This is a genomic window from Pseudomonas sp. IPO3774, assembly GCF_013386835.1.
GTDB lineage: Bacteria > Pseudomonadota > Gammaproteobacteria > Pseudomonadales > Pseudomonadaceae > Aquipseudomonas.
Window position 1 is genome coordinate 1 of the sequence record NZ_JACAQY010000038.1, and the last position, 16,046, is coordinate 16,046.

Sequence of the window (16,046 nt, forward strand, 5' to 3'; positions counted from 1 at the left end):
GGGGCACTCCGAGCCTAGGCGAGGTGCCGAGTGGTGGGGCAAGAGCGTTTTGCTTACTTTTGCGCTCTTCAAAAGTGAGCCGCTGTAAGAGCGGAACCAATAGCGGCCATAACCGAAGAAACGGATATGTACCCCCATCCCCCTAAACCCCCCATCACTCTCAAACAAACATTTTGGTTATTAATAAATAGCTTCTTATTCCTTAACGAATATATACCCCGTGCCTATACTGACCCACAACGTTAAACGCTGCAGGAGGGCACACCCATGCACAGCGAGTCGATTCGTTATCTGATCGTGCCGGGCTGGCAAGGATCGCCAGAAGATCATTGGCAAAGTCATTGGCAGAACAGCCTGCCCAACAGCGCGCGCGTGGAGCAGGCCGACTGGCTCACCCCACGCCGCGAAGACTGGGTGGCCGCCCTGGCCGAAGCCATCGCCGCCGACAGCACCCCGGTGATTCTGATCGCCCACAGCCTGGGCTGCATCACCGTCGCCCATTGGGCGGCCACCGCACCGGTGCAGTTCCTGCGTCAGGTACGCGGCGCCCTGCTGGTGGCCCCGGCCGATGTCGAACGCCCTGCCTGCGCACCCGCCCTGCGTAACTTTGCGCCAATCCCCAGCCACCTGTTGCCCTTCCCAAGCCAGGTCGTCAGCTCCGACAACGACAGCGCCGTCAGCGCCACCCGCGCCCTGGAACTGGCACGTAACTGGGGCGCCGAAGCGGGAATTCTCGCGGGCGCCGGGCACATCAACGTGAAGTCCGGCCATCAACGCTGGGAACAGGGTTTCGCCTACCTCTATCGCCTGCAAAATCGCCTGGAACATCACTCCCGGCGCCGTGCATAAAATTTTTTAAACGCCCCTTCCCCTTCGTGGATGGGGCGGGAGCCTGCCATGAGCCTGCATGAAACCTTCGGTCAGCCCCTGCTGACCTTCCCCGACGCCGAAAAAAGCCCCCTGAGCATTCGTGCCAAGGCGCTGGTGTTTGTCGACCCGCGTTCGCGGCAACTGCGCGAAGACCTCGAAAACCTTGCCCCCCGCGCCTTGCCCGTGTTGATACGCGGCGAAACCGGCAGCGGCAAGGAGTTGCTCGCCCGGCATATCCACCGTGGCAGCGACCGCACCGGCCTGTTTGTCTCGGTGAATTGCGGCGCCATCAGCCCGACATACGCCGACGCCGAACTGTTCGGCTACGCCGCAGGCAGCCACAGCGGCGCAGCCAGCAGCCGCGCCGGCTGGTTTGGCTCGGCCAACGGCGGCACGTTGTACCTGGATGAAATCGGCGACTTGCCGCTGCCAATCCAGGTCAAGCTGCTGGCGGCGCTGGAAAACCACGAAGTCACTCGCGTCGGCGCCCATCAGCCAAGCCCGGTGGATGTGCGGCTGGTGGCGGCCACCAGCATCGATCTCGCCCAGGCCGTGGCGGCCGGCAAGTTTCATGAGCGCCTGTTCCATTACCTCAGCGAAGGCCAACTGGAGCTGCCCGCACTGCGCGAGCGGGTGGGCGACATCCTGTCACTGGCCGAATATTTCCTCGGCATCTACAGCCAGCGCCTCGACCTGCCGGTGCCGCTGATCAGCGACGAAGCCCAGCGCGTGCTGGAGCATCACAGCTGGCCGGGCAACACCCGGGAGTTGGAGAACGTGATTCACTTTGCCTTGCTGGTCAGCAGTGGCGACGAGATTCTGCCTGAGCATTTGAACCTGCCCGTGGCGGGTTCGCCTGTGGAGCAGGTGCGGCGAATTCTTGGCCACGCCAGCGCCGCCGAGGTTGAAGCCCTGAAAAGCTATCTGAAAGAACACGCTGTTTTGTAGGGGCCCTGCTTGCCGGCGATGGCGTCCTCAGGAGCATCGCAAGGCTCAAGACCGCCATCGCCGGCAAGACGGGCTCCTGCATGAACAAAATGGAATATCAAAGTGAATAAAAAGTATTGTTCTGGAATAAAAAACCTCGGTATTGTCCGCTCCACGCCGCGATAGCACTTCGCTGGCATCCACTAAAAAAGCGGCCGTCCCAGACGACCCGGATTTTCGATAAGGACACTGCATGAAAAAGGTTCTGTTGTTTACCGCACTGGCGGCTGCCCTGACCGCAAGCTTCGCCCAGGCCAACGAGAAACTGGTGGTAGCCGCTACCCCGATCCCGCACGCCGAGATCCTTGAGCTGGTCAAGCCGACCCTGGCCAAAGAAGGCGTGGACCTGGAAATCAAAGTCTTCACCGACTACGTACAACCGAACGTACAGGTGGCCGAGAAGCGTCTGGACGCCAACTACTTCCAGACCCTGCCGTACCTGGAAAACTTCAACAAGGGTAAAGGCACCAACCTGGTCACCGTGGTCGGTGTGCACGTTGAACCCTTCGGCGGCTACTCGAAAAAAATCAAAAACATCTCTGAGCTCAAAGATGGCGCCACCGTGGCCATCCCGAACGAAGGCAGCAACTCCGGCCGTGCCCTGCTGCTGCTGCAAAAGGCTGGCGTGATCACTCTGAAAGACCCGACCAACGCCCTGGCCACGCCGAAAGACATCGCCAGCAACCCGAAACACCTGAAATTCAAAGAGCTGGAATCGGCGCTGCTGCCACGCGTCCTGGACCAGGTTGACCTGGACCTGATCAACACCAACTACGCCCTGGAAGCCGGCCTGAACCCGGCCAAGGACGCGTTGATCATCGAAGACGCCAAGTCGCCGTACGTGAACTTCCTGGTTGCCCGCCCGGACAACAAGGACAGCGACGCGATCCAGAAGCTGGCCAAAGCCCTGACCAGCCCTGAAGTGAAAGCTTTCATCGAGAAGAAATACAACGGCGCGGTCGTGCCGGCGTTCTGATCGAACCCAAAAACCTCCTTCAAGGTTTAAACGCCGACGGCTTCTACAGCGTCGGCGTTTTTTATGGCTGGAACACAATCGAAATGTGGGAGCGGGCTTGCTCGCGAATGCGGTGGGTCAGCCAACACATCTGCTGACTGATACACCGCATTCGCGAGCAAGCCCGCTCCCACATTTGGGACTGTGTCAGCTCAGATATTTCGACTGTTAATGGCCCTGCGTAGCGCCACCAGCCACTTCACCAGTTCCTGCGGATCAATCGGTTTTGCCTCGTTCATCGCTCACTCCCTCGCTGTTGGTTGGCCGTCAGTCTGGCCACGCGCTGCCTATCCCTGAAGTGAAGCTCCGATAAAAAGACCCTTCCTACTTCCCCGGGAACAGTAGCTGTCATCCATCTGCACCGCGAATCCGCAGGTTATCTATTTGGGTGATATCAATATGCTATTTCGGTATTTAAATTTTGCTTTTTATACCTTTAAAGTCGGCGCTACCCGGCGTTACCCACGCTGGACCGGACCGCACCAACGCCGCTTTACCCCTGCGGCGTCAGGGATTTCAGATGACCTTCGATTACGCATTTATCCTCAGCACGCTGCCAGCGTTTCTCAAGGCCGTGGGCGTTACCCTGCAAGTCGGCCTGATCGCCATTGGCACCTCCATGCTGGTGGCCTTGATCAACGCCGCGCTGCTGGTGTTTCGCACGCCCTACGTGTGGCGCCTGGTGGCGCTGTACGTGGAGTTGGCGCGCAACACACCGCTGCTGATCCAACTGTTTTTCGTCTACTTCGCGTTGCCGGCCCTGGGGCTGAATATCTCCGGGTTCTGGGCGGCAATCATCACCATGACCTTTCTCGGCGGCGCCTACCTCACGGAAGTGTTGCGCGCCGGTGTCGAGGCGGTACCGCTGGCACAGATCGAATCGGGCAAGTCCATCGGGCTGTCCCACTGGCAACTGCTGCGCCATGTGATCCTGCCCCAGGCCGGGATCCTCAGCCTGCCGGCGCTGTTTGCGAACTTTATTTTCCTGCTCAAGGAAACCACGATCGTGTCGGCGGTGGCGGTGCCGGAGATTCTCTACACCACCAAAAGCTATATCGCCCTCTACTACAAAACCTACGAAATGCTCGCGGTGCTCACGTTGATCTGCGTGCTGTTATTCCTGCCGCTGTCGCTGCTGCTCAGCCGCCTTGAAAGGAGGCTCCAGCATGGCCAGTTCGGGTCTTGAATTACTCTGGGTGTCCTTGCCGCAACTGGGCAAGGGCGCGGCGCAAACCCTGTCGATCTCGTTCTTGAGCATCGCCTTCAGCACCGTCGGCGGCGTGGTGTATGGCGTACTGCGCACGTTGAATTCGAAAGCGATCAACCTGGTGCTGCGGATTTACCTGGAGCTGTTCCGCGCCATTCCGGTGTTGGTGTGGTTGTACTTGCTGTTCTTCGGCCTGCCGATTTTCTTTGGCCTGAGCATTCCGAGCTTCTGGTGCGCCGTGCTGGTGTTGTCGCTGTGGGGTGCCAGTGAAGTCGGCGAAGTGGTGCGCGGTGCGTTGCATTCGTTGCCCCGAGGCCAGCGTGAAGCCGGCCTGTCGATTGGCCTGTCGGACCCGCAACTGTACGGCTACGTGCTGTTGCCCCAGGCCCTGAAACGCATGACGCCGCCGACCATCAACGTCTACACCCGCATCATCAAGACCAGCTCCCTGGCGGTGCTGATCGGTGTGGTGGACGTGATCAAGGTCGGCCAGCAAATCATCGAGCGCACCTACGAGTCCGTATTGATCTACGGCGCGCTGTTCCTGTTTTTCTTCTTTATCTGCTACCCGTTGTCGGCCGCCTCCAAGGTGCTGGAACGGCGCTGGGCCCAAGCATGAGCGCATTGATCGAGTTCCAGGGTTTCAACAAGTTTTTCGGCGACCAGCAGGTGCTCGACGGCATCGACCTGAGTGTGCAAAGCGGCGAAGTGGTGGTGATCCTCGGCCCCAGCGGTTGCGGCAAAAGCACCTTGCTGCGGTGCCTCAATGGCCTGGAAGTGGCCCACAGCGGTAGCCTGCGTTTTGCGGGCAAGGAGCTGCTGGACAAGGCCACCGACTGGCGCCAGGTGCGCCAGGACGTGGGCATGGTGTTCCAGAGTTATCACCTGTTCCCGCACATGAGCGTGCTCGACAACCTCCTGCTCGGCCCGCTGAAAGTGCAAAAACGCGAACCCCGCGAAGCCCGGGCCCAGGCTGAAAAACTGCTGGAACGGGTGGGCCTCTCCGACAAACGCGACGCCTACCCGCGCCAGCTGTCGGGCGGCCAGCAGCAACGCATCGCCATCGTCCGCTCGTTGTGCATGAACCCGCAGGTCATGCTGTTTGACGAAGTCACCGCCGCCCTCGACCCGGAGATGGTCAAGGAAGTACTGGAAGTGATCCAGGGCCTGGCCCGGGACGGCATGACCCTGCTGATCGTCACCCATGAAATGGCCTTCGCCCGCGCCGTCGCCGACCGCGTGGTGTTCATGGAGGCCGGCCGCATCCTCGAACAAAACACCCCCGAGGCATTCTTTACGAACCCGCAAACCGCACGCGCGCAGCAGTTCCTGGAGAAGTTCTCCTTCGTTTCAACACTGCCCAAAAGAACCAAGGAACTGGAGCTGTCATGAAAACTGCCAAGTTGTTATTCCCCCTGTTCGGCCTCGCTTTGCTGGCCGGCTGCAATAAGTCCGAAGAGCCCGCCAAGACGGCTGCCGCTGCCACCCCGGCACCCGCTGCGGTGAGCTACATCGACAAGATCAAGGCGCGGGACAAGCTGATCGTCGGCGTATTCACCGACAAGCCGCCGTTTGGTTTCGTGGATGAGTCCGGCCGTTATGTCGGCTTCGATACCGACATCGGCCGCCGTTTCGCCAAGGACCTGCTGGGCGACGAGAACAAGGTTGAATTCGTCGCCGTAGAACCGGCGAGCCGCATTCCGTTCCTGCAAAGTGACAAGGTCGACCTGATCCTCGCCAACATGACGGTGACGCCGGAGCGCAAGGAAGCGGTGGACTTCACCAACCCGAACCTGAAAGTCGCGGTGCAGGCCCTGGTGCCGCAGGACAGCTCGGTGAAGAGCCTGGACGACCTGGCGACCCGCACCACCATCGTCACCACCGGCACCACCGCGGATATCTGGCTGACCAAGAACCACCCGGACTGGAAACTGCTGAAGTTCGAGAAAAATTCCGAGTCGCTGCAAGCGTTGTCGGCGGGCCGTGGTGATGCCTATGCCCAGGACAACCTGGTGCTGTTCAGCTGGGCCAAGCAGAACCCGGGCTACCGTGTGCTGGAGCAGAAACTGGGGGATGAAGCGCCGATTGCGCCGGCGGTGAAGAAGGGCAACATCGAATTGCGGGATTGGGTGAATGCCGAGCTGGCGAAGTTGGGCGAAGAGAAGTATCTGCTCAAGCTGTATGACCAGTATGTTCGCAAGGAACTGAGCGATGACACCAAGCCTGAGAGTGTGATTGTTGAAGGCGGGAAGTGGCAGGGTTGACCCGTCAATGATCGTTCCCACGCTCCGCGTGGGAATGCCGCCTTGGACGCTCCGCGTCTGCTGCTGGGACGCGGAGCGTCCCGTGATGCGTTCCCACGCAGAGCGTGGGAACGATCATCAGCTGGGCCAATGCCACGCCGGCTCATCCAGCACCCGCTGCCCCACCACCTGCGTCTGCCCCATCACCTTCTCCAGCACGATCGAATTACACCCTTCATCCTGCTGCAACGCCGCAATCAAGCGGCTGGCATGGGACACCACCCACACCTGACACTGCTGCGACACCTGGATGATCAGCCGCGCCAATGCTGGCAACAGATCCGGGTGCAAGCTGGTTTCCGGTTCGTTCAATACCATCATCGTCGGTGGTCTCGGCGTCAGCAGCGCCGCCACCAGCAGCAAGTAGCGCAAGGTCCCGTCCGATAGCTCCGCCGCCGATAACGGCCGCAGCAACCCTTCCTGATAAAACTCGATGGCAAAACGGCCGCCCTGCAATGGCTCGATATTCAACCGCGCGCCGGGAAACGCATCGCTGATCGCCCGCTGCAAGGCGTCCGGGTCGCCAATCTCGCGAATGGTCTGCAACGCCGCCGCCAAATCCCGACCGTCGTGATGCAGCACCGGCGTACGCGTGCCCAGTTGCGGCTGGCGCACCGGGGCGTCGACGTCGCTGCGAAAGTGGTCATAAAAGCGCCAGCCGCGAATGCTTTCGCGCAGCAGCAACACCTCCGGCGAACCCCGCAGGCTGCCGACCTGATCGAACAGGCTGTGGTAGTTCGGCGTGTGCTGGGCCAGTACATCCCAGGCTCGGCCATCGCGGGCACGTACCATCGGGCCGGAGCGCTGCACCAGCAGGCTCGCCGGACGGTACACGTGGCCGGCCCAGATGCATTCTTTCTTGATCTCCGGGTCCAGGGAAAAATAGGACAAGGTTTTCTCGGGCAACCCCAGGGAAATCGCATAGCTGAAATCCTCTGCGGCAAACCCCAGGCGCAGCCGCTTGGCGCCCTGGCGCACGATGGGCTCCACCACCACTTCACCACTGAGCATGCGCCGGCTGATGCTTTCCGGCCCGGCCCAGAAGGTTGAATCCAGCCCACCCTCGCGGGCCAGTGCGTTGATCACGCCGCCCTGGGCCGTCTCCGCCAGCAGCCGCAGGGCGCGGTACAGGTTGGACTTGCCGCTGCCATTGGGGCCGGTAATCAGGTTCAACCGATCCAGCGGCACCACCAATTTGTTGATCGAGCGGTAATTGGCCACCGCGAGGGTTTTGAGCATGAGAGGATGTTCGCGATTATGTGGATCCGCATGTTACCTGCGTCGGCTGGCGGAGATGTGTCGCGGGCGTCCTGATTTCCTGTAAGTCAATGCCTACGACGCGGAACCCTGAACTACGCTAACAGTCGCATAATCACCGACGCGTCAATCAAGCAAGGAGCCTGCATGGGCGGTCCCAAACTCACATTTATCCTCGGCCTTGGCCTGCTGGCGCTGCTGAGCGGTTGCGGCCAGGAAAAAGCCGAACCCAAGGAACATTCCCGGGTGTTTGTGCAGACGGTGAAGTCCACCGACTTTGCCGCCGCCGTGACCTTGACCGGCGATATCCAGGCCCGGGTGCAGACCGATCTGTCGTTCCGCGTCGGCGGCAAGATCATCCAGCGCATGGTGGATGTCGGCGACCGCGTCAGCGCCAAGCAGGTGCTGGCCAAGCTCGATCCGAAAGATTTGCAGACCAACGTCGACTCCGCCCAGGCCCAGGTGGTCGCCGAGCAGGCGCGGGTCAAGCAGACCGCCGCCGCGTTTGTGCGCCAGGAAAAACTCTTGCCCAAGGGCTACACCAGCCGCAGCGAATACGACTCCGCCCAGGCCGCGTTGCGCAGCAGCCAGAGCGCGCTGACCGCGGCCCAGGCGCAGTTGGCCAATGCGCGCGAGCAGTTGGGCTACACCTCGCTGGTCGCCGACGCGCCGGGCATCATCACCGCCCGCCAGGCCGAGGTGGGCCAGGTGGTGCAGGCCACCGTGCCGATTTTCAGCCTGGCCCGGGATGGCGAGCGCGACGCGGTGTTCAACGTCTATGAATCGCTGCTGGTGGAGCCGCCGCCGGACAAGCCGATTACCGTCAGCCTGCTGGAAAACCCGCAGATCACCGCCGTGGGCAAGGTGCGCGAAGTCACCCCGGCCGTTGCCGCCAATACCGGCACGGTGCAAGTCAAAATCGCCCTCGACGCGCTGCCCAAGGGCATGCAACTGGGCTCGGTGGTCAGCGCCACCGCCAACGGGCCGGCCAAGGCCAGCATCGAATTGCCGTGGGCTGCCTTGACCAAAGACATCAGTGCGCCGGCTGTCTGGCTGGTGGACGACGACGGCAAGGCGCAACTGCACAAGGTCACGGTCGCGCGTTATCTCACCGGCAAGGTGATCATCAGCGACGGCCTCAAGGGTGGCGAAAAAGTCGTGGTGGCCGGCGGGCAATTGCTGCACCCCGGCATGATCGTGGAAATCGCCCAGCCGCCGGATCAGGCCCAGGCCCAGGGAGTGCAGCCATGAAGCAGTTGACGTGTGTGCTCGCCGCCAGCCTGCTGTTGATGGCATGTTCCAAGGAAGAACCGGCGCCGGAACCGGTGCGCCCGGTGCTGTCGATTGAAGTGAAAGCCGAAGACCAGGAAAACCTCGGCCGCTTCGCCGGCACGATCCAGGCCCGTTATGAAAGCAACCTGGGTTTCCGTGTGCCCGGGCGCATTGCCCGGCGCGCGGTCGACGTGGGCGCCGAAGTGGAGCAGGGCGCGTTGCTGGCCGTGCTCGACCCCACCGATCAACAGAACCAATTGCGTGCTGCCCAAGGTGACCTGGCTCGCGTGCAGGCGCAGTGGATCAACGCCCAGGCCAATGCCCGCCGCCAACAGGAACTGTTCAGCCGTGGCGTCGGCGCCCAGGCCCAACTGGACATCGCCCAGACTGACTTGAAAACCACCCAGGCTTCCCTGGATCAGGCCAGGGCCTCGGTCAACCAGGCCAAGGACCAGCTCAACTACGCCGAACTGCGCACCGACCATGCAGGCATCGTCACCGCCTGGAATGCCGAGGCCGGCCAGGTGGTCAGCGCCGGGCAGCAAGTGGTGACCCTGGCACGACCGGACATCAAGGAAGCCGTCATCGACTTGCCTGCCGGCCTCGCCGAACGCCTGCCGCCGGATGTGGTGTTCCTGGTCGCCGGGCAAATGGACCCGAACATCAGCACGACTGCCACCGTGCGCGAGATCGAACCCCAGGCCCAAAGCGCCACCCGCACCCGTCGCGCCCGCCTGACCCTGGCCGAAACGCCGCCCGCGTTTCGCCTCGGCACCGCTATCAGCGTGACCTTGAGCTCAGCCATCGCTCCGCGTATCGAACTGCCCCTCAGCGCTTTGCAGGAAGCCGACGGCAAGACCCGCATCTGGGTGATCGACACCCAAAGCCAGACCGTACAGCCCCGTGACGTCAGCATCGTCAGCCGTGACGCCGACAGCGCCTTGCTCAACGCCGGCGTCAAACCCGGCGAGCGGGTGGTGAGTGCCGGCGTGAACAGCCTGAAGCCCGGGCAAAAAGTCAAAATCGACGAGGACAGCCCGCGATGAAAGGGAGCTTCAACTTATCCGACTGGGCCCTCAAGCATCAGTCCTTCGTCTGGTACCTGATGTTCGTCGCGCTGCTGATGGGCGTGTTCTCGTACATGAACCTCGGTCGCGAGGAAGACCCGTCGTTCACCATCAAGACCATGGTGATCCAGACCCGCTGGCCGGGTGCGACCCAGGAAGAGACCCTGAAGCAGGTCACCGACCGCATCGAGAAAAAACTCGAAGAGCTGGACTCCCTCGACTACGTGAAGAGCTACACCCGGCCCGGCGAGTCCACGGTGTTCGTGTTCCTGCGGGACACCACCAGCGCCAAGGACATCCCGCAGATCTGGTACCAGGTCCGCAAGAAGATCGACGATATTCGCGGCAGCTTCCCCCAAGGCTTGCAGGGGCCGGCGTTCAACGACGAGTTCGGGGATGTGTTCGGCTCGGTGTACGCGTTTACCGCCGACGGCCTGTCGATGCGCCAGCTGCGCGATTACGTGGAGCAAGTGCGCGCCGAAATTCGTTCGGTACCGGGGCTGGGCAAGGTCGAGATGATCGGCCAGCAGGACGAAGTGATTTACCTGAATTTCTCCACCCGCAAACTCGCGGCCCTGGGGATTGATCAGCGCCAGGTGGTGCAGAGCCTGCAATCGCAGAACGCGGTGACGCCGGCTGGGGTGATCGAGGCCGGGCCGGAGCGGATTTCGGTGCGCACCTCCGGGCAGTTCGCCTCGGAGAAGGACCTGGCCAACGTCAACCTGCGGCTCAATGACCGTTTCTATCGGCTGGCCGACGTGGCGGAAATCACCCGTGGCTATGTCGACCCGTCGACGCCGATGTTCCGCTTCAACGGCAAGCCCGCCATCGGCTTGGCCATCGCCATGCAGAAGGGCGGCAACATCCAGGACTTCGGCAAGGCCCTGCACAAACGCATGGACGACCTGACCGCCGACCTGCCAGTGGGTGTGGGCGTGCACAAGGTTTCCGACCAGGCCGAAGTGGTGGAGGAGGCCGTTGGCGGCTTTACCAGCGCGTTGTTTGAGGCGGTGATCATCGTGCTGGTGGTGAGCTTTATCAGCCTCGGCGTGCGTGCCGGGTTGGTGGTGGCGTGCTCGATCCCGCTGGTGCTGGCGCTGGTGTTCGTGTTCATGGAATACAGCGGCATCACCATGCAGCGGGTGTCGCTGGGCGCGTTGATCATTGCCCTCGGCCTGTTGGTGGACGACGCGATGATCACCGTGGAGATGATGATCACGCGCCTGGAAAAAGGCGAGACCAAGGAGCAGGCGGCGACGTTCGCCTACACCTCCACCGCATTCCCGATGTTGACCGGCACGCTGGTGACCGTCGCCGGGTTTGTGCCGATTGGCCTCAACGCCAGTTCGGCGGGTGAGTACACCTTCACGCTGTTCGCGGTGATTGCCGTGGCAATGCTGGTGTCGTGGGTGGTCGCGGTATTGTTCGCGCCGGTGCTCGGCGTGCATATCCTCAGCAGCAAGGTAAAACCCCACAATGCCGAGCCCGGCCGGGTGGGCCGGGCGTTCAATGGCGGCATGCTCTGGGCCATGCGCAATCGCTGGTGGGCCATCGGCATCACGGTGCTGTTGTTTGTGGCGTCGGTGTTTTCCATGCAGTTTGTGCAGAACCAGTTTTTCCCGTCCTCGGACCGTCCGGAAATCCTCGTCGACCTCAACCTGCCGCAAAACGCCTCGATCAACGAGACCCGCAAGGCCGTCGACCGTCTTGAGGCGATCATCAAGGACGACCCGGACATCGCCCGCTGGAGCACCTATATCGGCCAGGGCGCGATCCGTTTCTACCTGCCGCTCGACCAGCAACTGGAGAACCCGTACTACGCGCAACTGGTGATCGTCAGCAAGGGCCTGGAAGAGCGCGGCGCCTTGATTGCGCGCCTGCAAAAACGCCTGCGGGAAGATTTTGTCGGCGTGGGCAGCTTCGTGCAGCCACTGGAAATGGGCCCGCCGGTGGGGCGTCCGATCCAGTACCGGGTGTCTGGCAAGGACATCGACCAGGTGCGCAAACACGCGATCGAACTGGCGACCATGCTCGATAAAAATACCCACATGGGCGAGATCATCTACGACTGGAACGAGCCGGGCAAAGTCCTGCGGGTGGACATCGCCCAGGACAAGGCGCGGCAACTGGGGCTGTCGTCGGAAGACGTGGCGCAGTTGATGAACAGCGTGGTCAGCGGTGCGTCGGTGACCCAGGTGCATGACGATATCTACCTGATCAACGTGGTCGGCCGCGCCGAAGATGCCGAACGCGGTACGCCGGAAACCTTGCAGAACCTGCAGATCGTCACGCCCAACGGCACCTCTATTCCGCTGCTGGCGTTCGCCACCGTGCGTTATGAGCTGGAACAGCCGTTGGTATGGCGTCGCGACCGCAAGCCGACCATCACCATCAAGGCGGCGGTGCGCGACGACATGCAGCCGACCGACCTGGTGAAACAGCTCAAGCCGGACATCGACAAGTTCAGTGCTGGGTTGCCGGTGGGCTACAAGGTCGCCACCGGCGGCACCGTGGAAGAAAGCGGCAAGGCCCAGGGCCCGATTGCCAAGGTAGTGCCGTTGATGCTGTTCCTGATGGCGACCTTCCTGATGATCCAGCTGCACAGCGTGCAGAAGATGTTCCTGGTGGCCAGCGTGGCGCCGCTGGGGCTGATTGGCGTGGTGTTGGCGCTGATTCCCACGGGCACGCCCATGGGCTTTGTGGCGATTCTGGGGATCCTTGCGCTGATCGGCATCATCATCCGTAACTCGGTGATCCTGGTGACGCAGATCGACGCCTACGAGCGCGACGGCTACACGCCGTGGGACGCGGTGGTGGAAGCTACCGAACACCGGCGCCGGCCGATCCTGCTGACCGCAGCAGCGGCCAGCCTGGGCATGATCCCTATCGCCCGTGAAGTGTTCTGGGGCCCGATGGCCTACGCGATGATCGGCGGGATCATCATCGCCACCTTGCTCACGCTGCTGTTCCTGCCGGCGCTGTACGTGGCCTGGTACAAGATTCGCGAGCCGAAGAAAGAACAAGCCTGACGGCCACAGCGGTGACATTCCTACACGGACGTGGGAATGTTCCCTGAAACATTTTTTTGCCCTTCGCACCCGATCAATTGTTTTACCCTCCGGGCCTGATCCTTTGCCAAGGCCTGCCCCATGCGTTGTTTCCTGCTGGTTTGTAGCTTGTTACTGTCGCCCGTGGCCCTTGCCGGCACGGTGCTGGAGAACGCCCTGTGGCGGGTTGAGATCGACCCGGCGACCCTTGCGATCCACGTTTTCCCCAGCGACAAGACCGCCGTGCAGGCTTCAAGCGGAGGCCCAGCGCACAGGGTCAACCAGCTCTCCCAAAGCACCCGTCAGGCCAGTTGGCAATGGGACGATGGCGCCTATCGCCTGAGCGCCACCCTCGAGCAACGGGATCTTGCCCTGACGATTACCGCCCGTGATGCCGGTGAGTTGGCGATCCTGCGCCAACCCGCCAGCGCCATGGGCAAGGGCCTGATCTGGCCACTGGCCGAAGGGCATTACGTGCCGGCGGGCAATGGTGTGTGGCAGGACTTCCTGCTGGAACAGGGCGACGTCAACACCACCCAGGACCTCAGCTTGCCGCTGTGGGGCGTGGATCACGGCGCGTTCACCCTAAACTGGCTGATGACCAATCCTTACAACAACCGTTTGAGCTGGCAGGCCGACGGCAAAGGACTGGCGTTGTCCGCCTTCCATGAATTCACCACGCTGGACCCCGCGGCACCGATGACCGTTCTGTTGCACCTGGGCGAAAGCGACCCGCTGGCCGGCGCCAAGCGTTATCACCAGTGGCTGGTGGAGCAGGGGCTGTTTGAACCGTTGGCGGACAAGTTGCGGCAAACCCCGGAAGCGGAAAAGCTGCTGGGCGCCAGCCATATCTACCTGTGGGGCAATGATCTGCTGGCTCCGGGGGATGTGCGCGACTGGCCGCAACTGCTCAAGCTGCTACGCAGCGGCAAAGGCTTGGCGGCTGAATTGAATGGCTTGCTGGACAAAGAGGCTGCGCAGGTTCGGCAGGTCAAGCAACCGTATGAGCAGGCTGTCCTGCTGCGCGGCCTGAACGCGGCGATCAACACAAAGGCCCGGCAAAGCTGGCAGCCCTCCACCGAGCCGAATATGACCCAACTCGCTGATGGCTATGGTGCGCTGCGTCGTGAGTTGGCCGTGGCCTTTGCCGGTGCCTTGAGCGCCACGCCTGAGACTTGGGGCAACACCTTGTCCGTCACCAACGCGCTGAAAGGCGCCGGTCTCAAGCGCCTGCTGGTGACCCAGGGCGAAGGCTGGGAAGGCGGGCTCTGGCATCCTGAGGCGGTGAAGACCGGGGTCGACGCCGGTTACTTGATGGCGCCCTACGACTCTTATGAAACGGCACTGTCTGCCACCGAAAATCCCGACTGGACCACCGCGCACCTGGGCAGCAAGGCCTATGGCGAGTGCGCGATCGTGTTGAAGGGCGGCCAGCTCAAGACAGGCTTCCAGAAGTCCGGCCACTACACCGACCCGCGCTGCGTGCGGCCGTTGCTGGAGGCGCGGATCAAGGCGGTGCAGGCCAAGTCCGGGTTCAACGCCTGGTTCCTCGACGCCTATGCCACCAGTATGTTGTTCGACAGCTATCGCACGGGTGCGAGCATGACCCAGGCACAAAACGCCGAAGGCAATATCGATGCGGCCCGCTGGATCAATACGGCGCTGAAGTTGCCGGCAGGTTCCGAGGACGGCAACGCGATCACCGCCCGAGGCATCCTGTTTGCCCACGGCATGCAAACGCCGGTGCTGGGCTGGGGTGATCGTGAGATGACCAAGGACAGGCAGTCGCCGTATTACGTCGGGGCTTGGTACCCGCCGGAACAGCCGGCGGTGTTCTTCAAGTCGGTGCCGTTGAAAGAGCCGTTTCGCACGGTCTACTTTGACCCGACGATGCGCCTGCCGCTGTATCAGGCGGTGTTCCATGGCTCGGTGATCACCACCCACCATTGGCTGTTCGACAGCCTGAAACTGAGCAACGTGCGGGCCGAAAACGAGCTGACGCAACTGCTCTACAACGTGCCGCCGCTGTATCACCTGAGTGCGGCGACGGTGAAGCAGCGCTTGCCGGTGATTCAGCGCCAGGACGCGTTCTTCCGGCCGCTGCATGAGCGGTTGGCGACTCAGGCGATGACCGATTTTCGCTGGCTGACGGAAGATAAACAGGTGCAGCAGACCACGTTTGCCGATGGGACGCGGTTGGTGGCGAATTTTGCTGAGGGGCGTATTACGGCTTTTGTACCTGGCGCCCAGGCTGTGGTGTATCAGGTGGATGAGTGGCGGCTGTGAGTCCTTCGCGAGCAAGCCCGCTCCCACAGGGAAATGCATTCCAAAATGTGGGAGCGGGCTTGCTCGCGAAGGCGTAAGCCCAAACAACAAAGACCTACAGCTTGCGCCACACACTCGCCAGCCACGGCTGTTGTTCCCGAGGCAATCCCGCTGGCCGGTAGTAATGCTCCAGCTCCACAAACCCCGCAGCCGTCAGCAATTCCTGCCACGCCTGCAAGTCGTGATACGAGCCATACCGTGGCCCATTCCAGCCCTCCTGGTTTTCACCCCGAGGGTTTGAGCTGAACAACACCCCACCGACCTTCAACGCCCCATGCAACTGCCCAAGAATGCGCGGCAGTTCCTGCTTGGGAATATGAAACAGCACCGCATTGGCGAAGATCCCGTCGAAACGGCCGGCTGGCAAATCCAGCTTCAGGAAGTCCTGTTGCAGCACTTCACAGCCGCTGTCTTCCCGGGCCATCTGTGCAAAGCGCTCCGAACCATCGAGCCCCACAGCGATGTGGCCCATGCGGGTAAACGTCTGCAAATCCCGCCCCGGCCCGCAGCCGAAATCCAGCACGGTAAACGGTGCGTCGCCCTGGATATGCCGCAGCAACGCATCAATGTTCTGGCTCACATCGTGATCGCGGGTGCCTTCACGAAAATCCTCGGCCACTTTGTTGTAGTGGCCAAGGGTGGTGGAGGTGATCTGGTCGAGGTCGTCGGGGGCAAGTTTCATGGCAGGTTATACCG

At 61.9% G+C, this 16,046-nt stretch carries 13 protein-coding genes; 11 read left to right on the forward strand and 2 right to left on the reverse strand.

Annotation, left to right across the window (positions count from 1 at the left end; all coding sequences use genetic code 11):
• The first annotated feature begins 267 nt into the window (after window positions 1–267).
• From HYE77_RS20930 to HYE77_RS20960, 7 genes are all read left to right on the forward strand, one after another.
• Complete coding sequence (locus HYE77_RS20930) at window positions 268–849, forward strand: alpha/beta hydrolase (RefSeq protein ID WP_003211820.1); 582 nt, start codon at window positions 268–270, stop codon at window positions 847–849.
• Between the two features lie 48 nt (window positions 850–897).
• Window positions 898–1,818, forward strand: a complete 921-nt coding sequence (locus HYE77_RS20935; protein ID WP_003211821.1) for a sigma 54-interacting transcriptional regulator — start codon at window positions 898–900, stop codon at window positions 1,816–1,818.
• Window positions 1,819–2,050: 232 nt separating this feature from the next.
• Window positions 2,051–2,833, forward strand: a complete 783-nt coding sequence (locus tag HYE77_RS20940) for a MetQ/NlpA family ABC transporter substrate-binding protein (protein WP_003211822.1) — start codon at window positions 2,051–2,053, stop codon at window positions 2,831–2,833.
• A 559-nt stretch (window positions 2,834–3,392) separates the two neighbouring features.
• Window positions 3,393–4,058, forward strand: a complete 666-nt coding sequence (locus tag HYE77_RS20945; RefSeq protein ID WP_003211825.1) for an amino acid ABC transporter permease — start codon at window positions 3,393–3,395, stop codon at window positions 4,056–4,058.
• Window positions 4,039–4,698 (forward strand): amino acid ABC transporter permease, encoded by a 660-nt coding sequence (locus HYE77_RS20950; RefSeq protein WP_008435829.1) that lies wholly within the window; start codon window positions 4,039–4,041, stop codon window positions 4,696–4,698. Before HYE77_RS20945 ends, HYE77_RS20950 begins: the two co-directional genes overlap by 20 nt.
• A complete protein-coding gene (locus tag HYE77_RS20955; protein WP_003211829.1) occupies window positions 4,695–5,471 on the forward strand; it encodes an amino acid ABC transporter ATP-binding protein in 777 nt (258 codons plus the stop codon). Before HYE77_RS20950 ends, HYE77_RS20955 begins: the two co-directional genes overlap by 4 nt.
• Window positions 5,468–6,343, forward strand: coding sequence for a transporter substrate-binding domain-containing protein (locus HYE77_RS20960; protein WP_008435828.1), 876 nt, complete (start codon window positions 5,468–5,470; stop codon window positions 6,341–6,343). Before HYE77_RS20955 ends, HYE77_RS20960 begins: the two co-directional genes overlap by 4 nt.
• A gap of 117 nt (window positions 6,344–6,460) precedes the next feature.
• Here the strand turns inward: HYE77_RS20960 and HYE77_RS20965 are convergent, their stop codons facing one another.
• Window positions 6,461–7,621, reverse strand: coding sequence for an AAA family ATPase (locus HYE77_RS20965; protein ID WP_177069268.1), 1,161 nt, complete (start codon window positions 7,619–7,621; stop codon window positions 6,461–6,463).
• A 165-nt stretch (window positions 7,622–7,786) separates the two neighbouring features.
• Between HYE77_RS20965 and HYE77_RS20970 the strand changes: the two genes are divergently transcribed.
• The 4 genes from HYE77_RS20970 (at window position 7,787) to HYE77_RS20985 (ending at window position 15,311) form a co-directional block, all read left to right on the forward strand.
• Window positions 7,787–8,890, forward strand: a complete 1,104-nt coding sequence (locus HYE77_RS20970) for an efflux RND transporter periplasmic adaptor subunit (RefSeq protein ID WP_003211832.1) — start codon at window positions 7,787–7,789, stop codon at window positions 8,888–8,890.
• Window positions 8,887–9,957, forward strand: a complete 1,071-nt coding sequence (locus HYE77_RS20975) for an efflux RND transporter periplasmic adaptor subunit (RefSeq protein ID WP_177069269.1) — start codon at window positions 8,887–8,889, stop codon at window positions 9,955–9,957. Before HYE77_RS20970 ends, HYE77_RS20975 begins: the two co-directional genes overlap by 4 nt.
• The gene (locus tag HYE77_RS20980; protein WP_087692737.1) at window positions 9,954–13,007 is read left to right on the forward strand and encodes an efflux RND transporter permease subunit; all 3,054 of its coding nucleotides are present in this window, start codon (window positions 9,954–9,956) and stop codon (window positions 13,005–13,007) included. Before HYE77_RS20975 ends, HYE77_RS20980 begins: the two co-directional genes overlap by 4 nt.
• 120 nt (window positions 13,008–13,127) lie before the next feature.
• On the forward strand, window positions 13,128–15,311 hold the full coding sequence (locus HYE77_RS20985) for a glycoside hydrolase (protein WP_087692736.1): 2,184 nt from the start codon (window positions 13,128–13,130) through the stop codon (window positions 15,309–15,311).
• Between the two features lie 94 nt (window positions 15,312–15,405).
• Here HYE77_RS20985 and HYE77_RS20990 read toward each other — a convergent pair whose 3' ends face one another.
• Window positions 15,406–16,032, reverse strand: coding sequence for a bifunctional 2-polyprenyl-6-hydroxyphenol methylase/3-demethylubiquinol 3-O-methyltransferase UbiG (locus HYE77_RS20990; protein WP_177021017.1), 627 nt, complete (start codon window positions 16,030–16,032; stop codon window positions 15,406–15,408).
• Between the last annotated feature and the right edge of the window lie 14 nt (window positions 16,033–16,046).